Origin of the sequence: Flavobacterium sp., assembly GCF_013822155.1 — a bacterium.
GTDB lineage: Bacteria > Bacteroidota > Bacteroidia > Flavobacteriales > Flavobacteriaceae > Flavobacterium.
In genome coordinates this window covers 55811-79536 of the sequence record NZ_PNJW01000004.1, presented here as the reverse complement: position 1 = coordinate 79536, position 23726 = coordinate 55811, and the positions used below count along the sequence as shown (strand labels likewise).

At 34.8% G+C, this 23726-nt stretch carries 20 protein-coding genes and 1 pseudogene; 9 read left to right on the top strand and 12 right to left on the bottom strand.

All coding sequences use genetic code 11. From position 1 onward, the window contains the following. Position 1: 1 nt before the first annotated feature. The 5 genes from panD to C0512_RS02210 are packed head-to-tail and all read left to right on the top strand — an operon-like array spanning position 2 to position 5888. Entirely contained in the window at positions 2 to 352 is a 351-nt protein-coding gene (gene panD, locus C0512_RS02230) for an aspartate 1-decarboxylase (RefSeq protein WP_290858546.1), read from the top strand. A 4-nt stretch (positions 353 to 356) separates the two neighbouring features. Next, positions 357 to 1319, top strand: a complete 963-nt coding sequence (locus tag C0512_RS02225; RefSeq protein ID WP_290858544.1) for a lysylphosphatidylglycerol synthase transmembrane domain-containing protein — start codon at positions 357 to 359, stop codon at positions 1317 to 1319. Positions 1320 to 1378: 59 nt separating this feature from the next. After that, on the top strand, positions 1379 to 2527 hold the full coding sequence (locus C0512_RS02220; RefSeq protein ID WP_290858542.1) for an alpha/beta hydrolase-fold protein: 1149 nt from the start codon (positions 1379 to 1381) through the stop codon (positions 2525 to 2527). 2 nt (positions 2528 to 2529) lie between these two features. Continuing rightward, positions 2530 to 3891, top strand: a complete 1362-nt coding sequence (radA, locus tag C0512_RS02215; protein WP_290858540.1) for a DNA repair protein RadA — start codon at positions 2530 to 2532, stop codon at positions 3889 to 3891. Between the two features lie 35 nt (positions 3892 to 3926). Continuing rightward, positions 3927 to 5888: a transglycosylase domain-containing protein gene (locus C0512_RS02210; protein ID WP_290858538.1), complete on the top strand. Its 1962-nt coding sequence runs from the start codon at positions 3927 to 3929 to the stop codon at positions 5886 to 5888. A 10-nt stretch (positions 5889 to 5898) separates the two neighbouring features. Here the strand turns inward: C0512_RS02210 and C0512_RS02205 are convergent, their stop codons facing one another. Further along, complete coding sequence (locus tag C0512_RS02205) at positions 5899 to 6654, bottom strand: LytTR family DNA-binding domain-containing protein (protein ID WP_290858536.1); 756 nt, start codon at positions 6652 to 6654, stop codon at positions 5899 to 5901. Next, positions 6651 to 8450: a histidine kinase gene (locus C0512_RS02200; protein ID WP_290858534.1), complete on the bottom strand. Its 1800-nt coding sequence runs from the start codon at positions 8448 to 8450 to the stop codon at positions 6651 to 6653. The genes C0512_RS02205 and C0512_RS02200 overlap by 4 nt, the downstream gene beginning before the upstream one ends. A gap of 147 nt (positions 8451 to 8597) precedes the next feature. Here C0512_RS02200 and C0512_RS02195 point away from each other — a divergent pair, with 147 nt between their 5' ends. From C0512_RS02195 to C0512_RS02185, 3 genes are all read left to right on the top strand, one after another. Beyond that, positions 8598 to 9929: a hypothetical protein gene (locus C0512_RS02195; protein ID WP_290858533.1), complete on the top strand. Its 1332-nt coding sequence runs from the start codon at positions 8598 to 8600 to the stop codon at positions 9927 to 9929. Positions 9930 to 9946: 17 nt separating this feature from the next. Further along, complete coding sequence (locus tag C0512_RS02190; RefSeq protein ID WP_290858531.1) at positions 9947 to 11122, top strand: VWA domain-containing protein; 1176 nt, start codon at positions 9947 to 9949, stop codon at positions 11120 to 11122. A 124-nt stretch (positions 11123 to 11246) separates the two neighbouring features. Then, on the top strand, positions 11247 to 12629 hold the full coding sequence (locus C0512_RS02185) for a PQQ-dependent sugar dehydrogenase (protein ID WP_290858529.1): 1383 nt from the start codon (positions 11247 to 11249) through the stop codon (positions 12627 to 12629). Positions 12630 to 12667: 38 nt separating this feature from the next. Here the strand turns inward: C0512_RS02185 and C0512_RS02180 are convergent, their stop codons facing one another. The 3 genes from C0512_RS02180 to C0512_RS02170 all read right to left on the bottom strand — a co-directional run bounded on the left by C0512_RS02180 (position 12668) and on the right by C0512_RS02170 (position 15555). Then, the gene (locus C0512_RS02180) at positions 12668 to 13702 is read right to left on the bottom strand and encodes an NADP(H)-dependent aldo-keto reductase (RefSeq protein ID WP_290858527.1); all 1035 of its coding nucleotides are present in this window, start codon (positions 13700 to 13702) and stop codon (positions 12668 to 12670) included. 91 nt (positions 13703 to 13793) lie between these two features. Then, positions 13794 to 14759: an OmpA family protein gene (locus C0512_RS02175; RefSeq protein ID WP_290858525.1), complete on the bottom strand. Its 966-nt coding sequence runs from the start codon at positions 14757 to 14759 to the stop codon at positions 13794 to 13796. Between the two features lie 34 nt (positions 14760 to 14793). Continuing rightward, complete coding sequence (locus tag C0512_RS02170; protein WP_290858524.1) at positions 14794 to 15555, bottom strand: exodeoxyribonuclease III; 762 nt, start codon at positions 15553 to 15555, stop codon at positions 14794 to 14796. Positions 15556 to 15731: 176 nt separating this feature from the next. On the opposite strand from C0512_RS02170, the gene C0512_RS02165 reads away from it, so the two are divergent. Next, entirely contained in the window at positions 15732 to 17525 is a 1794-nt protein-coding gene (locus tag C0512_RS02165; RefSeq protein WP_290858522.1) for a lysophospholipid acyltransferase family protein, read from the top strand. Positions 17526 to 17561: 36 nt separating this feature from the next. On the opposite strand, the gene C0512_RS02160 is transcribed toward C0512_RS02165, so the two are convergent. The 7 genes and pseudogenes from C0512_RS02160 to C0512_RS02135 all read right to left on the bottom strand — a co-directional run bounded on the left by C0512_RS02160 (position 17562) and on the right by C0512_RS02135 (position 23653). Continuing rightward, entirely contained in the window at positions 17562 to 17885 is a 324-nt protein-coding gene (locus tag C0512_RS02160) for a TM2 domain-containing protein (protein ID WP_290858520.1), read from the bottom strand. 44 nt (positions 17886 to 17929) lie between these two features. Continuing rightward, complete coding sequence (locus tag C0512_RS15990) at positions 17930 to 18295, bottom strand: VOC family protein (protein ID WP_367160357.1); 366 nt, start codon at positions 18293 to 18295, stop codon at positions 17930 to 17932. A gap of 42 nt (positions 18296 to 18337) precedes the next feature. Then, positions 18338 to 19282: pseudogene (locus C0512_RS02155) on the bottom strand (2-hydroxyacid dehydrogenase); the annotation flags it as partial. Between the two features lie 31 nt (positions 19283 to 19313). Continuing rightward, a complete protein-coding gene (gene mgtE, locus C0512_RS02150) occupies positions 19314 to 20666 on the bottom strand; it encodes a magnesium transporter (RefSeq protein ID WP_290858519.1) in 1353 nt (450 codons plus the stop codon). Next, the gene (rsmA, locus tag C0512_RS02145; RefSeq protein ID WP_290858517.1) at positions 20656 to 21435 is read right to left on the bottom strand and encodes a 16S rRNA (adenine(1518)-N(6)/adenine(1519)-N(6))-dimethyltransferase RsmA; all 780 of its coding nucleotides are present in this window, start codon (positions 21433 to 21435) and stop codon (positions 20656 to 20658) included. Before rsmA ends, mgtE begins: the two co-directional genes overlap by 11 nt. A gap of 40 nt (positions 21436 to 21475) precedes the next feature. After that, entirely contained in the window at positions 21476 to 21805 is a 330-nt protein-coding gene (locus tag C0512_RS02140) for a DUF4286 family protein (protein WP_290858515.1), read from the bottom strand. 69 nt (positions 21806 to 21874) lie between these two features. Beyond that, entirely contained in the window at positions 21875 to 23653 is a 1779-nt protein-coding gene (locus tag C0512_RS02135; RefSeq protein WP_290858513.1) for a tetratricopeptide repeat protein, read from the bottom strand. Positions 23654 to 23726 lie beyond the last annotated feature (73 nt).

Below are 23726 nucleotides of genomic sequence, written 5' to 3'. Positions count from 1 at the left end.
CATGCAAATTCAAGTTGTAAAATCCAAAATTCACCGCGTAAAGGTGACTGGAGCAGATTTAAATTATATCGGTAGTATTACTATCGACGAGGCCCTTATGGATGCTTCTAACCTTGTGGAAGGCGAAAAAGTTTCTATTGTAAACATTAATAATGGTGAACGATTAGAAACCTATGTCATCAAAGGAAACCGTAATAGTGGCGAAATTACACTTAATGGCCCTGCCGCTCGTAAAGTTCAAAAAGGAGATATTATTATTATTATCGCTTATGGAATTTTAGATTTTGAAGAAGCTAAAACCTTCAAGCCTTCTTTGGTTTTTCCAAACGAGAAAGATAATTCGTTGACCTAATCCCTTGAAACAGAAAATCGGCAAATGGCTTTCCATTCTTCTTCCAATTTTGTTGGGATTGGCTTTGGTAATTTATACTTACAACAAATTCACTCCCAAACAGGTAGAAGAAATTAAACTGCAATTTAAAAATGCTGATTATTTTTACATTTATATTTCTTTACTAATCAGTGCTTTGGCATTATGGTCAAGAGGATATCGATGGAAATACACGTTGGAACATTTGGGGTATAAACCAAAAATTTCAACAAACGTCATGGCGGTTTGCATTGGCTATTTCATCAATATGTCTATTCCGCGTTCGGGCGAAGTTTCCCGTGCTTTGATTCTCAAGAAATATGAAGATGTCCCGTTTGACAAAGCCTTCGGAACCATCATTGCCGAACGAGTGGTAGATAGTTTTTTCTTATTATCTTTTATCGGATTGGCTTTTTTCTTAGAATTCGATGTATTAAAAGCGTTTGTATTGGATAAAATTCCTTTTCAAAAATTAATGTTGATTTTAGGAACTGGAACTTTTATAATGATAGGTATTATTTTGATGTTTCGCTATTCTAATTTTAGGTTTATCCAAACAATCAAACAAAAAATTTCCGGTTTAATGGATGGTGTTTTCAGCATCTGGAAAATGGAAAAAAAATGGGCTTTTCTATTTCATTCGTTATTGATTTGGGCAAGTTATTTTTTTATGTTTTACATTACTATTTTTGCTTTGCCGGAAACCGGTAACTTGAGTTTAAGCACAGTGGTTATTTCATTTATCGTAGGCGGACTTGCCATTACTTTAACCAATTCGGGATTTGGAGCCTATCCCTTTTTAATAGCAGAAATTCTTTTACTTTATAACGTTCCCGAAACTTCCGGAACTGCTTTTGGTTGGTTGGTATGGACTTCACAAACACTAATGGTGGTGATTTTAGGAACACTTTCATTTTTATTGCTTCCCATTTTAAACAAAAGCAAATAATTTACTATCTTGCTTTCGAAAAATTAAGCTTTTTCAAGAAATTTCCAAAAAGATACCACATGAAATTAATTCAAACACTTGTTATTGTATTGTGTTCTATCCCTTTGTTTTCTCAAAAAACAATAGAAACATTTACGTCAAAAAAATTAGGTGCAGACCGTGAAATCTACATCAGTTTACCTCCATCGTATGAAAAGGACACTAATCGTAATTACCCTATATTGTTAGTTTTAGATGCAGAATATCTTTTTGACCCATTTCAAGGAGCCCTTAAATTTGGGAATTATTGGGATGATTTACCGGAAGTAATTTTAGTGGGAATTTGTCAAAATAAAACCGAAGAACGTTATGCCGATAGTGAATTCGATGAAGAAACCGGATTACCTGATTCTACCGGAGCCAATTTTTTTGATTTTATAGGTACTGAACTAATGCCTTATCTTGAAAAAACATACCTAATTGCTCCTTTTAAAATTATTGCCGGGCACGATACTACGGCCGGATTTACAAATTTTTATTTATACAAAGATAATCCGCTTTTTGACGCCTACATTACATTAAGTCCTGACTTAGCAACGGATATGGAAAATCGAATTCCGGAACGTATGGGCCTTATAACTAAACCAATTTACTACTATATTTCAACGGCTGATGGCGATGTGAAAAAAATGCAGAAACGAATTAAAGAATTAGATGAAAAAGCGAAAGTCATCAAAAACACAACCTTAAATTATAAATTTGATGAATTCATAGGAGCGTCCCATTATTCCTTAGTGTTACACTCGATTCCAAATGCTTTGTACCAGTTTTTTGCCGTCTATCAACCCATTACTACTTTTGAGTTTAATGAAAAAATTGTCAAATTAGAATACGGCTATGTAGAGTATTTAAAAACAAAATATGATGTGTTAGAAAAGTCGTTAAACATCAAAATGCCTATTCGATTAAATGATTTCAAGGCCATCGAAGCGGCAATTATAAAAAACAAAGTCTACAACGAATTTGATGAGCTTTCCATATTAGCTGATAAATATTATGGAAAAAGTATGTTAGCCGATTATTATATGGCTTTGATGTATGAGAAAAAAGAAGACTATAAAAGGGCTCAAAAAAAATATTTAAGTGCCTTTCAAAAAGAACCGATTGGTGATTTAAATAAAGACATGATGTATGACAAATCAGAAGAAATGAAACAAATGCAACAATAATTATGTCGAAGGTCAAAACTTCATTTTTTTGTCAAAATTGCGGTTCTCAATATGCCAAATGGCAAGGCCAATGCCATGCCTGCCAACAATGGAATACTATTGTTGAAGAAGTTATTCAAAAAGAAGAAAAAACAAGTTGGAAACCCTCTTCTTCCGAAGTTAAAAAAGCTCCAAAACCTTTACGAATAAAAGACATTGATTCCAGTCAGGAAATCAGATTAGACACGACCGATGGCGAACTAAATCGTGTATTAGGGGGCGGATTAGTGCCCGGCTCATTAACCCTTTTAGGGGGTGAACCTGGTATTGGAAAAAGCACACTTTTATTGCAGATTTCTTTAAAATTACCCTTTAAAACGCTTTATGTTTCCGGAGAAGAAAGTCAAAAACAAATCAAAATGCGTGCGGAACGAATCACGCCTAACGGAGACAATTGCTTCATTCTAACCGAAACAAAAACGCAAAATATATTCAAACAAATTCAGGAAATCGAACCTGAAATTGTAATTATCGATTCCATTCAAACCCTTCACACGGATTATATCGACTCTACAGCAGGGAGTATTTCTCAAATTCGGGAATGCACCGCTGAATTAATCAAATTTGCTAAAGAAACAAATGTGCCGGTTTTGCTTATCGGACACATTACAAAAGACGGAACCATTGCAGGACCAAAAATTTTGGAACACATGGTCGATACCGTTTTGCAATTTGAAGGCGACAGAAATCATGTCTATCGAATTCTTCGTTCACTCAAAAACCGTTTTGGTTCTACGGCAGAAATTGGGATATATGAAATGCAAGGTTCTGGTTTAAGGGAAGTTGCCAATCCATCGGAAATATTAATATCACACAAAGACGAAGAACTTTCAGGAACAGCCATTGCTTCTACTTTAGAAGGCATGCGACCCTTAATGATAGAAATCCAAGCGTTAGTAAGCACTGCCGTTTATGGAACGCCACAACGCAGTACAACCGGTTATAATGCCAAACGCCTGAACATGATTTTAGCTGTTTTAGAAAAACGTGCCGGATTCCGTTTGGGGGCAAAAGATGTTTTTTTAAACGTTACCGGCGGAATTTCTGTGGATGATCCCGCTATAGATTTGGCGGTAGTAGCTGCCATTTTATCGTCAAATGAAGATATTCCGGTGGGGAAAAACTTTTGCTTTGCCGGAGAGGTTGGTTTGGCCGGAGAAATACGTCCGGTAAATCGAGTGGAACAACGCATTTTAGAAGCAGAAAAATTAGGTTTTTCAACCATTTTTATTTCTAAATACAATAAAATTTCCTTGAAGAACACCCTGATAGAAGTAAAATTAGTCGCAAAAATAGAAGATGTCGTCGAACATTTGTTCGGATAATTTTTTTTAAACTACAATATCATACGAATCCATAAATGAGAACGAAAAAACAAAAAATTATCTTAAGCTTAAAGCTATTTTTGGTTTTTTTGGTTTTGATTTTTATTACGCTTTACTTTTTTCGTGATGTCTTATTACAAAAAGCAATCACACGAATTCAAACTAAATTTGAAACTGATTTTAACTGCCGATTTTCAGTAAAAAAAGCGGCTTTTAGTGGACTGACAGAAGTAGAATTAGTGGATATTCTTTTAATTCCAAAAAATGCCGACACCTTATTATCCGTAGAAAAAATAAAAACTAATTATAGTTTTTTCCAATTATTAACCGGCAATATCCGGTTGAATAACATGGAAATGAGTAATGGTTATGTTCAATTAATAAAAAATAAAAACGGAAGGAATTTTGATGCTTTTTTGAAAAAAAATCCTGAAGAAGAAAAAACTACAGAGAAAAGAAATTATGCAGCTTTAGCCAATCGACTATTGACTAAAGTGTTTAATTTGATTCCGGCAGAAATGACTCTTTCAAACTTATCCCTGAAAATAGATGATATGGGTAGAAAAGTCAATTTACACCTAAACAAATTGACCTTAGAAGATCACCAACTTCAATCCTCTATTAAGGTCAAAACCAATTCGTTTAGTCAAAACTGGCAAATGAAAGGCTATGCTGATCCCCGACTTAAAAAAGCTGATTTGAAATTTTCAACCTATGATTCAACTAAAATCAGAATGCCTTACATCGAGGAACGATTTGGATTATTTTCTTCATTTTCTGCTATTCACATCGTTTTAAATAATTTAACGATGGAAGAGGGTAAATTGTATATTGATGGAGTCACAGAAATAGAAGATTTAACGGTAAATCATCCTAAAATTGCCTCTAAAGATGTTGTTTTTGAAAAAACACAAATTGATTACCATTTTATCTTAGGCAGTAATTTTATTGCTATTGATAGTTCTTCTTCTGCAAAACTAAATAAAATTAAACTTCGTCCATTTGTAAAGTATAGCACTGAAAAAGATACCATTTATACGCTAAAAATAGGAGTGCCAAAAATGAAAGCCCAAGATTTTGTCAATTCACTTCCAACAGGTTTGTTTGCTCATTTTGAAGGAATGCAAGTTCAGGGTGCTTTTGATTATCAATTGGACTTTGAATTTAATAAAAACAATCCGGAGGCTTTGGTTTTTGAAAGTAAACTTAATAAAGAAAACTTGAAAATTCTCAAATACGGAGAAGCTGATTTGTCAAAATTGAATGGCGAATTTGTATATAATGCGATTGAAAACGGACGTAAACAACGTTCTGTTTTGGTAGGAGCCGGAAATCCCTATTTTACTCCGCTTGAGGAAATTTCTCCTTACTTACAAAAAGCAGTTTTAACTTTTGAAGATCCTCAATTTTACAATCATTCGGGATTTAGTACGGAGGCTTTCAAACAATCTATTGCTAAAAATATTAAAACTAAAAAGTTTACCCGAGGTGCCAGTACAATTAGCATGCAATTGGTTAAAAATGTATTTCTGACACGTGAAAAAACACTTTCCCGAAAACTGGAAGAAATTCTTTTAGTTTATCTTTTAGAAAACAATAGATTAGTGCCTAAAGCCAGAATGTTAGAAGTCTATCTCAATGTAATAGAATGGGGTCCAAATGTGTATGGCATTGGTGAATCGGCTCAATTTTATTTTGAGAAAACTCCGAGAGAATTAACCCTCAATGAATCATTATTTTTAGCATCCATTGTGCCTAGTCCTAAAAAATTCATGTGGCTGTTTGACAAGGAAGGCAACCAAAAACCTTATGCCGTAAGCAAACAAAAAATGTATAAAAACATTATGTTGAGCCGTGGTTTAATTGAAGCTCAAGATAGTATTTCAGCAGCGATTCCGGTTAAAATTAAAGGAATTTCAAAAACTTATTTACGATTAAAAACAGAAAAAGATTCCACGACCATTGATTCAATTGAAATAGAGGAAGCTGACTTTTAATGGAATAAAACTAGTTGAATTTTCTCAAAAACTCCTCTTTATAATTGGGTGAAATTTCAACCTCCGTGGCATCAAAAAGCATTACATAACCACCTAACGATTTGTGATACGATTTCACAAAATTCAAATTGATGATATGCGATTTGTGCACCCGCATAAATGGAAAGTCCAGCAGTTCATCAAAATGTTTTAAAAAACGACAAACCATTTTTTTAGAGCCATCGGCCAAATGAATATCCGTAAAGTTACCATTGCCACGTAAACGGACGATTTCTTCCATTTTTACGACTTCAAAACCTTCTAACGTAGGCAAAATCACTTGTTGTTTCTCGATTCTGGGCTCACGGAAATTTTGAACAATGATTTGATTTCGGTTAAACAATTCCTGCTTCATCAATTGTTGTTGCACTTTGTTGACAGCCAAAATCAATTCTTCAATACTAATCGGTTTCAGTAAATAATACGCCGCACTTTGATTCAACGCCTTCAACGAATATTCGGAAAAAGCGGTGACAAAAATGGTTTCAAAAGACAAGTCTTTACAACCTTCCAACACATCAAACGCATTGCCAAAAGGCATTTCTACATCCAAAAAAACCAATTGCGGTTGCAATTCGTGCAACAACGGAATCGCTTCCCGACTGTTTTGTGCCTCGCCAATGATTTCGATTTGCGGACAATATTTGGCCAAGTAATTTTTCAACGCTTCACGAGCCGCTGATTCATCCTCAACAATCACACTTTTTATTTTTTGAAAATCGTTCATGCTACTTTGGTGGTTTTAGAAAAATAAAGCGTGACTATCGTTCCCTTTCCATCTGAACCGGATGAAATTGTATAGGAAATCTGTTGATGATATAAATCGTTCAACAAATTAATCCGTTCTTCCACATTGTTCAAGCCTCTTGATTCATGCACCTTTTGGTTTTGTGTTTTCAGTTCGCGACTTTTTTCTACACCAATGCCATCATCTTCAATAGATACTTTTATCAATTGTTTCTCTTCCGCAAAAGTGACTTTCAACTTCCCTTTGGTTTCTCGGTAACGTAATCCGTGCCAAATGGCGTTTTCCAAATGCGGTTGAATCAACATATTAGGAACTAAAATCGCATCTGCATCCAATTGTTCATCCAACTCCAATTCATATTCAAATTTGTCCTGAAAACGTAAATGTTCCAAATCCAAATACTTTTTAATTTGCTCTAGTTCATTGGATAACGAAATAAAATCTTTGTTGGATGTTTCCATCATATTTCGCATCAAATTGGAATAGGATGTCAAATACTTATTGGCTTCCAACTCATTATTTTGAGCAATAAATTGGTTCACACTATTCAAACTATTAAAAATAAAATGGGGGTTCATTTCCCGTCGAAGCGATTGTAACGCAATTTTCTTGTTCTTGGTTTTAATGGAAAACAACGCTTTCGCTATCAATCCCAATAAAATCAACATCAAAATCACCGAACCTATCAACACATAATTGAATTTATTTTTCTTCGTAATTAACTCATCTTTTAACGCACGTTCTTTTTCCAATTGCCTGATTTTTTCCTCCGTTACCTGAAAGATTTTCGAATCCACTAAAGTACTGTCAGCTTGCACCATCCGATCAAAATCATTCAGAAATTGGTCATATAATTCAATCGCTTTGGTTTGATTGCCTTGTTGTCTGTAATAATCCGAAAGAGCCAACATTGCTTTTTTAGCGTCAAAAGTGCGACCGTTTTTTAAAGCTAAAGCATAGGTTTCTTCCAGTAAAACAATTGCATCATCTTGATTTTCATTCTTAAAATACAGGTCTGCCAACGTTTGTTGTTGTTCAATTTGTTGCGAAATACTGCCTAATTTCTCCGCTTCCGAAATGGTGTTTTTCGTAATTTCAATCGCTTTGTCTAAATTGTTTTCTGAGGCATATACTTTGGAAATTTCGCTTTTCAATTTCAACACTTCTTCCGGTTTGTCTTTGGATACGGCAATGGCTTTTTCATAATTTTCAATCGCCATGCCTTTGTTTTCTGACTTAATATCGACTTCCGCTTTTTGTTTATAAACTTCGGCGGCATCTTCCATTTTTCCCTCTTTCTCTAAAATTTTGATGTTCGAATCTAAATATTCTGCTTGTGCTTTTGGACTCGTGTTTTGAAGTCGGCTTGCATCATTCGAATTCACTTTCGAATACCCAACATCAACCGCTTCTTCACTCGCCGATTGATAACTTTTGATGGCGTCTTTCACTTTATTCTGCTTCTCCTGAATTTGAGCAATCGCCCTCGTTGTACTCGCTATTTTGTCTTTGATTTTTTGCTTTTGATAAATAGGCAAAGCTCGTTTCAAATAATCCTCTGCTTTGGCGTAATCACCCTTTTTATCCAACTCATTCGCCAATTCCACATATTTATCTGCGGTACTTTCCGGATTACTTTTAGATAACGTTTGCTCTACTTCTTTCGCCTTTTTACTCACAGACGTTTTACTCACTTTGGTTTTAGTGCTGTCCTGAGCGACCATCACCAAAGGGAAAAATAAAACTACCAATAGTATTTTCAGTTGATTATACATGCCTTTTATATTATAGTGTAAAGTACGAAAATTAATTTGGGTTTAAAAAACGTTTTCACCAAGTCAAAAACCAGTTTCACCAAGTCTCAAAAAAACGAATGGTTCAACCTTCTAATTTTATCAAAAAATCAATAAAAACGATAAATTATGAAAGCAAAAATCATTTGGGGATTGTCAGCACTAACAAGTTGCATCCCGTTAATTTATGTTTGGAATACAAATCCAAAAACCGAACCAAAAAATGCTTCTCCATCAAAAGAGTTAGCCATTTTAGAAACTGATATCACTGAAGAAGAAGAAAAACCCTGTGTATTTATGACCTTAATGGGCGAACAAACCTCCGAAGGTTATGCGGTAGTTAAAACCGCTGAGAAATTTCAAGAAACCATTTCTAAAGGTGAATTATGGCTTTTAGATGCTCAAAATACAGATGGCGGTTGGGGTGCCGGTTTACAAAGTAATCAAGGGGAAAGAAATCCTCATGCCGTTTCTTCCGATCCTGCCACTACAGCTATGTCAGCAATGGCCTTGTATCGCTGTGGTTATTCTATGGAATCAGGGAAACACAAAGAAACCCTGGAAAAAGCAGTACACTTTCTTTTAAATGAAATTGATAAAAACCAAAATTCACCCTATATCACAGCTATCCGAGGAACTCAAATTCAAGGAAAATTGGGACAACATATCGATGCAATTCTAACCCTGCAATTTTTCAACCAACTGCTTCCGACACTTAAAAATGAAGCGATGAAAACGAGGGTCAAAGCTGCTATTCAAATTTGTGTGAATAAAATCGAAAAATCAATGGATAATTCCGGTAAGGTAGGCGGTTCCGGATGGGCAGGTGTCTTGCAATCTTCTTTTGCCAATTCAAGTTTGGAAATGGCAGCCAAAAATGAAGGAATCAAAGTAGACCAAGAAAAAAGGCAAAAAGCAAGAGACTACCAAAAAAGCAATTACAATCCGACGAATGCTTCGGCAAAAACAGAGGATGGTGCCGGAATCATGCTTTATGCTGTGAGCAGTTCGGTTCGTGGAAGTGCAGAAGAAGCTAAAGATGCGGATAAGCTTTTCAAAAAAGCAAAAGAGGAAGGTCGTATCGAAAAAGATGCCCAACTTAACGAAGCAAATTTAAAACGAATTGGCGTGTCTGATGAAAAAGCTAAATCGTATGATGTGGCAGACAAAGTATATAAATCAGCCAAAGTAAAAGCAATGAATGAAGATGTTTTAACCGGATTTGGCAACAACGGCGGAGAAGAATTCCTAAGCTTTTTACAAACCGGCGAATCCATGATTGTAAACCAAGATGATGAGTGGAAAAAATGGTACGACAATATTGGTGGCCGAATGATGCAAATTCAAAACGCAGACGGTAGCTGGAGCGGTCATCATTGTATTACCAGTCCTTCCTTTTGTACTGCCACTTGTTTGATGATTCTTTCGGTTGAAAATGACATTCAAAAACTTCAACATTAATTTTAAAAAACAGTATCATGAAAAATATAATTGTAACCTTCGCTTTGTTTACCTCAACACTATTATTTAGCTGTGAAAAGAAAAACAACTTGGCTGAAACACCTATTCGTTTAACAGAAACCCTTCAACCTGTTATTACCACAGATGAAACCAATGGAAAAATTCAAGTTGTTATTTTACTGGATACTTCCAACAGTATGGACGGACTAATCGAACAGGCAAAATCTCGATTATGGAACATTGTCAATACGTTAACTACTCTAAAATTTGAAGGTAAAACTCCGGAAATTGAAATTGCTTTATATGAATATGGAAATGACGGGTTGAACAAAAACACGGATTATATCAGACAAGTTGCCCCTTTAACGACCGATTTAGACTTAATTTCTGAAAAATTGTTTTCATTACGAACAAATGGTGGGAGTGAATATTGTGGAGCGGTAATTCAAGATGCTTCTCAAAAACTAACTTGGAATGACGGATTGCAAAACATGAAACTACTTTACATTGCCGGAAATGAACCCTTTAATCAAGGAAGTATTAATTACAAAGAAGCGATTGCTGACGCGTTGAAAAAAGGAATTTATGTCAACACTATTCATTGCGGTAGTTATGAAGAAGGCATTCGAGGATTGTGGAAAGACGGGGCCGATGTTGGACAAGGCAAATATTTCAACATCGATTCCAATGCAAAAGTTCGGTACATCGTCACTCCTTATGATGATCAAATTTCACAATGCAATGTGCGATTGAATACTACTTACATTGGGTATGGTTCGGAAGGTGTGGAGAAAAAAATAGCTCAAGAAGTGCAAGATGCCAATGCTCAGTCAATTTCCGGTGCCAATTATGCCGAGCGAGCAGTAAGTAAATCAAAAACCGTGTATAAAAATGAAAGCTGGGATTTGGTAGACAAAGCCAAAACGGATGCCAAAGCGTTGGACAACCTTAAAAAAGAAGAACTTCCGGCGGAATTAAAAAACAAATCGAAAGAAGAAATTAAAGTTATTGTAACTCAAAAAACTAAAGAGAGAGAAACCATTCAAAAAGAAATGGAAGAACTTTCTAAAAAACGCCAAGCATTTATTGATGAAGAATCGAAAAAGACCAAAACACAAGACGATTTAGGTCAAGCCATCACCACTTCTATTCACAGTGTTGCTAAAACTAAAGGCTATGTAATAGTAAATTAATTTTGGTTGGATTGTAGTTAAACCGCCTTGAAGAAATTTGGGGCGGTTTTTTTGTAACCTGTTAATAATGAAAACTATTTAAAAAAAATTACTAAATTTACCTCCATCCAAAAACAAAAAGGCTATGAAAAAACTATTACAATTTTGTGTTTTACTATTCTCCATGTCATCCTTTTCGCAAACCATCGGGTTGCAAACCTTTGCTACCGGTTTTTCGAGTCCGGTGGCTATTGTCAATGCCGGTGACTCTCGATTATTTGTGGTACAGCGAGGTGGATTAATCAGAATATTAAATTCCAACGGAACAATTAACGCTACCCCTTTTTTAACCCTAACTTCTTCCACTATTATTTCCGGTGGAGAACGAGGTTTATTGGGACTTGCTTTTCATCCGAATTATGCTTCAAACGGCTTTTTCTACATAAACTATACACGAGCGGGAGATGGAGCAACTGTTATTGCAAGGTATTCCGTGAGTACAACAGATGCTAATAGTGCTAATGCATCGAGTGGTCAAATTTTATTAACCATTTCGCAACCTTTTTCAAATCACAATGGCGGTTCATTAGTTTTTGGTCCTGATGGTTATTTATATATAGGAATGGGTGATGGTGGTAGTGGTGGTGATCCGGATAACAATGGTCAAAATATCAATTCGTTATTAGGTAAAATGCTTCGTATTGATGTAGATAGTGGCTCACCTTATTCGATTCCATCAACCAATCCATTTGCCGGAGCAACTCCGGGAGCAGATGAAATTTGGGCAACCGGAATGCGAAATCCATGGAAATTTTCATTCGACAGAGTAACAGGTGATTTATGGATAGCCGATGTAGGTCAAAATGCCATTGAAGAAATCAATAAAGCAGCTTCTACAGAGGCAGGTTTAAATTATGGATGGCGTTGTTATGAAGGAACTGCTGCTTACAATACTACTGGTTGCGGAGCGGCTTCCAATTATACATTTCCGATTACACAATATACACATGCTTCAACAGGGGGCTGTTCACTAACAGGTGGATATGTTTATACCGGCACCACTTATCCAAACTTACAAAACAAATATCTTTTTGCTGATTATTGTTCTAATAAAATAGGATATATTTCCACTACGGGCGGAGCAATCACTTGGTCTACTACTACTTTTACCGGAAATTTTGTTTCTTTTGGTGAAGATATTAATGGCGAACTTTATATTGCCGGAATCACGAATGGAACCATTTCCAGAATCATAGATACCAGTTTGAGTACGAACGATTTTCAGCGAAACGGATTGAGTTTATATCCTAATCCCGCCCATAATTCATTTACAATTAAAAATTCCAATTTTTTGAATTTAACCACATTGACAATTTATGATTCGATGGGAAAAAGAGTTGCTAATCAAAAAATGGATGATTTAGAATTAACAATTGTTTCGATTGATCAACTTACTTCCGGATTATATTTTGTGTCGGTGGAAGATATGAATGGAGGGAGTTTTACAAGTAAGTTGGTGGTGAAATAATAATTAAATCATTAAAATTTATTGCTTAATTTAAAAAATCAAGGTGCCGGATTCGGAATCAGTTCCTGTATCACGTTAATTTCTTTCAAAATCGCTTCAGAAAGAACAATGTTATGGGAATCGATATTTTCTTTTAATTGTTCCAACGAAGTTGCTCCAACAATTGTGCTGGTAACAAATGATTGATGTTGCACAAAAGCCAATGCCATTTCGGCTAACGTCAAGTCATTGTCAAAAGCTAATTCCTGATACATTCGGGTTGCCCTTGTTGAATTTTCCGAAGTATATCGTGTAAATTGAGGAAACAATCCTATTCTGGAATTAGGTTGGATTTCCGCCAAATGTTTTCCGGATAAAATACCAAATCCTAGCGGAGAATAGGCCAATAATCCCACTCGTTCTCGCAAACAAACTTCTGCTAAACCTACTTCAAACAAACGATTTAATAGTGAATACGGATTTTGAATCGTTGCAATACGAGGTAAATGATGCTTTTCGCTTTCACTGATAAATTTCATAACTGCCCATGGTGCTTCATTGGAAACTCCAATATATCTAATTTTACCTACTTTAATTAATTCATCGTAGACGGATAAAACTTCAAAAAAGTTTTCTTCCCAATTTGCATCAATTTTCACCAAACCACGTTGTCCAAACATATTCATCACTCTTTCGGGCCAATGCATTTGGTATAAATCAATGTAATCCGTTTGCAGGTTTTTCAAACTTAAATCAACGGCTTCTAAAATACTTTTCTTTGAAAAATCTAATGGTTTTCGAATATAATCCATTCCGCGATTGGGTCCGGCTATTTTAGTAGCAATAACTAAATCATCTCTTTTGCCCCTAGTTTTTAACCAAGAACCTATGTATCGTTCAGTACTTCCCAATGTTGCTTCACGAGCTGCAATAGGATACATTTCTGCCGTATCTATAAAATTTATTCCGCTGGAAACAGCATAATCTAATTGTTGATGGGCCTCAATTTCGGAATTTTGTTCTCCGAAAGTCATGGTTCCTAAACAAATTTTACTGATTTTTAAGTCCGTGTTTGGGATAGTGGTAGTTTTCATTTTTATTTTTTGAGGTACTAAGGCACTAAGGTTCTAAGGGACTGAGGTAATAACCTTTGTGACTTAGAACCTTAGTGCCTCAGAACCTATTCTACAAATCATTCAACATTTTAGAAATCTCGTCTAATTTTGGTGTCAAAATAATTTCAATTCGTCGGTTTTTGGCTTTTCCTTCCGGAGAGTCATTTGACATTAGTGGAGCAAATTCTCCTCTTCCGGCTGCCGTTAAATTTTGTTTATTTATGCCTTTATTTTCAGCTAAAATATTCACAATAGCAGTAGCTCTTTTTGTTGAGAGATCCCAGTTATTTTCTATTCCTCCTCCAATTGAACCCAATATTTTATCATTGTCGGTATGCCCTTCAATTAAAACAGAAATATCAGGGTTTTGAGCTAATACTTTTCCAACTTCTACAACGGCTCTTTTCCCTTCAGTTCCTACGGCCCAACTTCCGGTTTGGAATAGTAATTTATTTTCCATGGAAACATAAACTTTTCCATTTTTTTGTTCCACAGTAAGCCCTTTTCCTTCAAAACTATTCAAAGCTTTAGAAAGTGTTTCTTTCAATTTTCGCATGCTTTCTTCTTTCGATGAAATTAGGTTTTCTAAATCCGTTACCCGTTGCGAACGTTCCTTTAAATCAGCTTGTAACTTGTTTAATCGTTCTTGCTCTGCTAACAATGCTTTTTCTTTTGCGTCTAATTGTGCCAATAATTCTCTGTTTTTCTGCATGTTAGCTTGCAAAGCTTCATCAGAATTTTTCTCCAAGGCGGTATAAGAAGCAGTCAATGTTTTTAAATTAGTAGATGCTGTCGCTAATTCATTTTGCAATTTGTCTCTTTCCGCTTTTATTCGAGCCAATTCATCCTGATTGGCTTTTAAATCAACTTCTAATTTATTTTTAGTCTTTTCTAAATCATGGTTTTCATCAGAAAGTTGACGTTGCTCTTTTTTTAAAGCCGCAAATTTGCTCTCTAATTCATTATACACTTTTTTGGACACGCAAGAAGTAGCCAAGGCGGCAACTAAAACTAGTAATGAAACTTTTTTAATCATTATTTAAAGTATTTGAGGTTTTATATTGATTAACTTACTCTATTTCCACTAAAATCGGACAATGGTCAGAATGTTTTGCTTCAGGTAAAATTAATGCCCGTTTCAATCTATTCTTTAAGGGTTCGCTCACTAAATGATAATCTATTCGCCAACCTTTATTATTGTTTCTGGCATTGGCTCGGTAACTCCACCAGGAATATTGATGCGGTTCTTTATTAAAATGACGAAAACTGTCTATAAAACCACTTTTCATAAAACCGTCTAACCAACGTCGTTCTTCAGGCAAAAAACCGGAAACTGTTGCATTCCGTATCGGGTCGTGGATGTCAATTGCTTGATGACAAATGTTATAATCACCACCAATAATCAAATTGGGAACTTCAACTTTCAGTGCGTTAATATACTGTTGAAATTCATCCATATAATTAAATTTATGATCTAACCGTTCAATATTGGTTCCGGAGGGTAAATATAAACTCATTACAGAAAAATCATCAAAATCAGCTCTCACATTTCGACCTTCAAAGTCCATTGAGGCAATTCCTGTTCCGAAAACTACATTTTTTGGTTGAATTTTAGAAAGGATGGCAACCCCACTATATCCTTTTTTTTGAGCCGGAAAATAATATTGATAAGGATAACCCGCTTTGGTAATTTCAGCTGTAGGAATCTGTTCCTCAGTAGCTTTAATTTCCTGTAAACAAATTACATCAGGATTTGCCTGCTGAAGCCAATCTAAAAAACCTTTGGTGATGGCCGCCCGTAAACCATTTACATTATAAGAAATAATACGCATTTGGAATTTTTAGTAAAGTTTTTCAAAAATAGATAAAAACCTTGAGTATCAAAACAGACTGATGGAATTATAATAAATGTTTAACAAGATGCTTGTAATTCACTGTTTTTTAAATTTTACTTTCTCTATAATTACTATATTTGTTACTTCCATAAAAATAAACAACAAAAATAAGAATGGGTTTAGTAACCGCTAAAGAAGTTGCAAAAGCAATAAATGTTGACAAATACGGTTTCATTGGAACTTTCATTGGCTGGATTATTATGAAAGTGCTTAAAATATCTACGCTTAATGATATTTATAACCGGAACAAACATTTAGCTGATGTGCCTTTTTTGAATGCTATTTTAGATGAATTTGAAATAAAATTTGATATTCCTGAAGAAGATTTAAAACGTCTTCCGAAAGAAGGTCCTTATATCACCGTTTCCAATCATCCACTGGGAGGAATTGACGGTATTTTGTTATTAAAATTAATGTTAGAACGGGAACCAAATTTTAAAATCATTGCGAATTTTCTATTGCACCGCATTGAACCCATGAAGCCTTATATAATGCCGGTCAATCCATTTGAAAATCACAAAGATGCTAAATCAAGTGTTTTGGGAATCAAAGAAACGTTGCGTCATTTGAGCGATGGAAAACCGTTGGGAATGTTTCCGGCCGGTGAAGTCTCCACCTATAAAGACGGTATATTAGTGGTTGACAAACCCTGGGAAGAAGGAGCTATCAAAGTAATTCGAAAAGCTCAAGTTCCGGTTGTACCAATCTATTTTCATGCAAAAAACAGCCGTTTATTTTATTTCTTATCGAGTATTAATGAAACTTTTCGAACGGCAAAATTACCCTCAGAATTGCTGACACAAAAAAACCGTGTCATTAAAGTTAGAATTGGAAAACCTATTTCTGTTGCTGAACAAAATGAATATGAAACACTGGAAAGCTATTCAGAATTTCTTCGCAAAAAAACATACATGCTGGCCAATGCTTTTGAAAAAGGAAATAAATTGTTGGCCGCTCCTAGTTTAAAATTTCCAAAAAATCCAAAAGAAATTGCAAAACCGGCAAATCATGACAAGATTTTGGAGGAAATGGCAATGCTCAAAGAAAGTGATTGCCGTTTATTACAAAGTAAAAACTACCATGTTTATATGATTACGGCCGATAAAATCCCAAACATTTTGCATGAAATAGGGAGATTACGTGAAATTACGTTTAGGGCTATTGGCGAAGGCACAAATGAATCATTGGATTTAGATCAATATGACAAATACTATCACCACATGTTTTTGTGGGATGATAATGCTCAAATGATTGCCGGAGCTTACCGCATGGGGTTAGGTTCAGAAATTTATGCAAAATATGGAATTGATGGTTTTTATTTACATGAACTTTTTCGTTTCGAACCGGAATTATATGACATGATGAGTAAGTCTATTGAAATGGGCAGGGCATTTATCATAGAAGAATACCAACAAAAACCAATGCCTTTATTCTTGCTTTGGAAAGGTATTGTTCACACCACACTTCGTTATCCTGAACATAAATTTTTAATTGGCGGAGTGAGTATCAGTAATCAATTTTCGGATTTTTCAAAATCGTTGATGATTGAATTTATGAAATCACATTATTATGATCCTTATGTGGCTCAATATATTCATCCCAAAAAAGAATATAAAGTTAAATTGAAAGATGCCGATAAAGATTTCGTATTTAACGAAACGGAAGCTGATTTAAATAAATTTGATAAAATCATTGACGAAGTAGAACCGGGCAATTTACGGTTACCGGTTTTAATTAAAAAATACATCAAGCAAAATGCTCGGGTAGTAGCTTTTAATGTTGATCCCTTGTTTAATAATGCCGTGGATGGATTAATGTACATTCGAATTTCTGACTTACCCGAAAGTACGGTAAAACCCGTGATGGAAGAATTTCAAACGGAATTAGAGAAAAAAGAGAAAAATTAAAATAAAAAAGTCCCAATGAAGGGACTTTTTTTATAATTAAAACCAGCCTTTTTTATTGGCTTGATAGGTATTGTAAAATTCTTCATCTGTTTTTGTAAGATAAATAATTCCTTCAATTAATCCGATAATACCCGGAATCCAAACAATAAAAGCACCAACTATTAAGCAAAGGGTAGCATAGCCAACAATTGTTATCCCCAATAAAATTATTCCTTCCTGATTATAGCCAAGAATAAATTTATGTACGCCAAGCGAACCCAATAAAATAGCTAAAACTCCGGCTAGAATTTTTTTGTTTTCTTGTTTAGGGGCTTCTGTATTTGGTGTATTCCAATCTTCTTTTGGTTTTGATGTTTCCATTTGGTTAGTGATTTGATTAAAACTATTTTATAAAAATATAAAAATTATTGAAATGCTTTGTCATTTGGTTCCCAAAGTTCAATTTTATTTCCTTCCGGGTCTAAAATCCAAGCAAATTTTCCATAGTCATAAGTCTCCATATCGCCTACAATTGTTACGCCTTCATTCTTTAATTCAGCTAATAGATGCAATAAATTTTCTACTCTGAAATTTTGCATAAACTGTTTTTCAGAAGGCAAAAAATAAGTAGTATCTTCTGCAAAAGGGGACCATTGGGTTGAACAATCAATTCCCTCTTTATCTTTCCACCAAAAAGTAGAGCCGTATTGATCTGTTTTTAGTCCTAACTTTTTGCTATACCAATCCAGTAATTTTTTGGAATCTTTAGCTTTAAAAAAGAATCCTCCTATTCCGGTAACTTTCGTGAATTCTTGCTTTTCTTCATTCGGAAGATAAATTGCTTTTATTTTATCAACAATAACCTGAGCTAATTTTTCATGACTTTCAAAAGTCCAACCGGCAATATGAGGCGTGAGTAAAACATTCTCTGCTTTCAATAAATAGTCAAAGGCAGCCGGTTTAGCACTTTCAAAAAGCGTTTCAAAGGATAGTTTTTCATATTCCAGCACATCTAATCCGGCTCCTAAAATCTTTCCTATTTGTAAAGCTTCAACTAAATCAGCTGTTACAACAGATTTTCCTCTGGCAGTATTCAAAAACCAAAACGGTTTTGCAAAGGCATTTATAAATTCTCGATTAACCATTTTATTCGTCTCGGATGTCCAAGGGGTGTGTAATGAAAGTATATCAGCTTTTTGTTGTAATTCTTTCAAAGAAACTTGTTTTGCATTTTGATTGCCAATGTTTGGAAGAATATCGTAACAAATCACCTCAACATCAAATCCTTGCAATTTTTTAGCAAACGATTTTCCCATGTTGCCATATCCAATAATGCCAACGGTTTTTCCTTCTAACTCATACCCGCGATGTCCTTCTCGAATCCAATGTCCGTCACGAACGGATTGATTCGCCTGATTTAATTTGTTCATCAAGGAAAGCAACATGCCTAACGCATGTTCACCCACGGCATTTCTATTGCCTTCCGGTGCAGCAATTAAATGAATCCCTTTTTCTTTGGCGTAATCACAATCTATACTTTCTAAACCCGCTCCTACCCGAGCGATAAATTGAAGATTTGTCGCTTTATCTAAAAAAGTTTTATCTATTTTAAAGCGACTACGAATCACAATTCCTTCGTAATGTTGGATTTTATTTTCTATTTCTTCTTTCGATGATTGATAATCTTGGTGATTGTTAAAACCGGCTTGTTCTAACTGATTCCACAACAAAGGATGGTTTGAATCAATATGAAGGATATTTACAGAAGCAGTTTTCAATTTGGTTTGAATTAATAACTATTAATACCTTTTAGAATCCTAAAATCATTTTAGCAATGGAAAAATAAATTAAAATGCCAAAAATATCATTGCTTGTAGTGATAAATGGTCCTGTTGCTAAAGCGGGGTCAATGCCATATTTATTTAAAGTGATGGGCACAAATGTCCCAATGAGAGAAGCGATAACAATAACGGTGATTAATGCAATAGAAACAGTTATGCCAATAATATATTCAACACCTAGTAAAAAATGACTGCCCAATAACAATATAACGGATAGAATTAATCCGTTGAAAATACTCAACTTCATCTCTTTAAACAAGCGTTGCCATAGTGTGCCTCCCAATGTGTTGTTTGCCAAACCTTGTACAACAATTGCAGAAGATTGTACACCCACATTTCCTGCCATGGCGGCAATTAGTGGCGTGAAAAAAAACAATACTCTGTATTTATCCATGGCTTCTTCAAATTGTCCGGTGACTTTTACAGCTATGAATCCACCCAAAAGTGCTAAAACTAGCCAGGGTAATCGTGCCTTGGTTAATTCCAGAATACTGTCATCCGCTTCAACATCTTGGGAGATACCGGCAGCTAACTGATAATCTTTATCAGCTTCTTCTTTGATTACGTCAATAATATCATCAATGGTAATGCGTCCCACTAAACGCCCTAATTCATCCACAACCGGAATGGCTTCCAAATCGTATTTTTGCATGATACGGGCAACTTCAACATCCTTTGTATCTACTTTTACATAATCTACTTTTGGAATATAAATATCGCTGATGGGGGTTTTGGTCGATGTAGTTAATAAATCTTTCAAAGACAATCGTCCTTTTAACCTGTTTTCATCATCAACAACATAAATAGAATGAACACGGGAAACATTTTCAGCCTGAATCCGCATTTCTTTCACACAGGTAAGCACATTCCAATTTTCATTTACTTTAACCAACTCTTTTCCCATCAAACCACCGGCAGAATCTTCATCATATCGCAATAAATCGACAATGTCTTTGGCGTGTTCAACGTCTTCTAATTCAGAAATTACTTGTTCTTTTCTTGCTCGTGGAAGTTCCGCAATAATGTCTGCCGCATCATCCGTGGAAAGTTCATCTAATTCTTCGGCAATTTCTTTTGGTGATAAATCCCTTAATATTTTCTCACGAACTTCTTCATCAAGTTCTAATAAAACTTCTGAGGTTGTCTCGCTGTCAAGAATTTTAAAAATATAACTTGCTTCTACATGGTCAAGTTCCTCCATGATTTCAGCAATATCAGCATAATGGATTTCATGGAGCAAATCGTGTAATTCCTGCTCCTTGTTTCCTTCAATTAATTGCTCAATTTGCGTGAGAAATTCTCTGCTGATTTTAAACTCCATCGGCGGCTATTTTTTGCGTGAGTTCAATAAATTGTTCGACTGAAAGTTGTTCCGGTCTGAGGTCAAAGATACTATCTTCTTTTAAATTATCACTCAATTGGTATGTTTTTAAACTGTTACGAAGTGTTTTTCTTCGTTGGTTAAAGGCAGTTTTCACGACGGAAAAAAACATTTTTTCGTCACACGGTAATTGATAATTTTCTTTTCTACGCAATCGCAACACCCCTGATTTTACTTTTGGGGGTGGAATAAAAACATGTTCAGAAACCGTAAAAAGGTACTCGGCTTCATAAAACGCTTGGGTTAAAACAGATAGAATTCCGTAAGCCTTTGTTCCTTTTTTTTCGCAAATTCGTTCAGCCACTTCTTTTTGAAACATCCCTGAAAATTCAGGAATTTGATGCCGAAGTTCTAATGTTTTAAAAACAATCTGGGTAGAAATGTTGTAAGGAAAATTTCCGATAATGGCAAAAGGTTCCGTTCCAAATACTTCTGAAAGGTTATATTTTAAAAAATCTTTAGCTATAATTTTTCCATCAAGTTTAGGAAAATGATTCTGCAAATAGGTTACTGATTCTGTATCGATTTCGATGACAAAGGTTGTAATTGGTTTTTCCAGTAAATATTTGGTCAGCACGCCCATTCCCGGTCCAATTTCCAAGACAGTTTGATACCCAACCAAAGTCAATGAATCGGCTATTTTTTGAGCAATATTTTCATCATTCAAAAAATGTTGCCCAAGGTGTTTTTTTGCTTTTACTTTTTCCATTTTTATTGGCGGAATTGCTGAATTATCTTTGAATGTTATTTTACTGCAAGGCAGATTTTGGAAAATGTTCACTCATCACTTGCAATTCCGTTCGGAAAGCTAACATTTTATCCGCAAATAGAGCAAGGCCTTCTTGTCTTAAACGAGGAGCGTCTTCTTGATAATAGCGTTCCAATTTTTCTTTGCTCTCGGTTGTATATTGAATAGAATAGGTAACACTTCCTTCTTCTTCAACCAATACTTTAACCATTCGGGCCGAAGTGAATTTTCCGGTTGCTAAAACATCATTAATGTGTTTTGTTTGCATCCAATTCATCCATTGGTCATGAACGCTTAAATCGATGTTGATGGTGACGTTGTATAGAATCATAATTATTTTTTATCAGCACCAATCTAAGCAGAATGGAGCAAAATTGGACTAAAAATTTTATTTTTTGAATTACAAATTAGAGTCACCACGAAGTTGACGAAATTTCTTTCGAGCTTCAACATAATAAATACTGTCTTGGTGATTAAAAAGTACGGCTTCGTATAATGTTTTGGCTTTTTCAGGTTGATTGAGTTGTTTGTTATATAGTTCCGCTGAAAAAAATAAAGCTTCATCTCTATAAATACTCTCCGGGAAATTATCAATGATTTGCTGGTAAAACGACAAAGCAGTGGTGAAATCGGCTAATTGTCCATAAGTCTTACCTATTCGTAACAAAGTAACATCTTCAATAACATCTCCTTTATGTTCTTTTACTATTTGTTGAAATTGAACTAATGCCTCCTGATTTTTATTTTGATATAATAGAAAATCAGCCTTCGCGAACTTCTTTAGTGCAATTTGGGTAGAATCGGCCACCGTATTATCATTTATCAACAAAAATAATTCTAAGGCATCATTCGCTATAAGTTGAGTGGATGCTGATTTCAATACTTTTAGTTGTGTCAAAGCCCAATTAAAGTCGGCTTTATAATAACTTGTTTTTGCTGCTTTTAAACTGGCTTCATGACCAAGCACGTCATTTTTTAAATCTTCCTCTATTTGAGTGTAATACAATAATGCTTGATTAAATTTTTCTTCATATAACAAAATATCCGCTAATTCCATTTTAGCTTCCGCTACTTGGAATTTATTCAATGGCAATTCCATTGCCTTTTGCAAAATGGCTTTACCGGTATCTGGCATTTTCATCTTGAAAGCGAGAAATTCTGCTTGCAGTCTTTGCAATGAAAGGGTATATGGATTGACACCGTATTGTTTCAATAAATTTTCAAACTCAGCATTGATTGCCGCATAATCTGTATTTTTAGCTTTACTAATTCGTATGCTAATTAAATAGTGGTGAGCATATATTTGCAAATCTAAATCCTGCGTGTTTTCTAAAATAAAAGTCAGTATTTCTGATGCAACTTCATTTTCGTTTTCTTCAATGGCCAACTCAGCAAGGTTTACAATATTCGAAAAAGATTCCGGTTCTCTTTTATAAATTGCTTTTTCCTGAATAAATGCTTTTCCGTATTCTTTTTGTTGAACAAAAAACCAACTCAACATTTGATTCCAAAAAATATCCTGGTTTTTTTGCACTTGAACCAATAATGCTTTTCGTAGCATGGCATTAAACGATTCATCTGCATCCTCATTCATAAACCGCGACAACTGATTTTGAACCATAACACTGTTTTGTGGGTTCTCATACATTTCCTCGAGGTATTTTTCAATCATTAAATCCGGTTTCCCCATTTGTCCGTACAACAAGGCCATTTGATAATTGAATTTATTTCTGGGGTCTATGGAAATTGCCAATTGATAGGATTGTAATGCATAATCTAACAACACTTTCTTTTCAAATGCACCGGCGACACTATAAACATTTGAGGTGTTTTCCTTAATTTTTTCAATCGCTTCTTTGTAATTCAACTCGGCTTTTACCTGATTTTTTTGAAGTTGAAAATTATAGCCTAATTCTACATACATACTGGCCATTCTATATTTGTCAAGACGCTCTTGAATAGCCTTTTCTGCTTTATCAAATTGAAGTAGTTGTTGATGGCAATCTATAATCCGTTGAAAATAAATACTGTTCCCTTGTTGTACTTTGAGCAATTCTTCATAGCTCAATAATGCTTTTTCAAATTCGCCTCGGTCATAATAGTTTTGTGCCAACTGATCATTTTGAGATAAAACAATCGTTGAATATAAAAACACCAAAAAGAGGATAATTTTCTGCATAGGACATAAAAAACAATGTACTAAAATAGCTTTTTTTCGCTAATTAGTACATGGTTTATATAAAGATTAACTT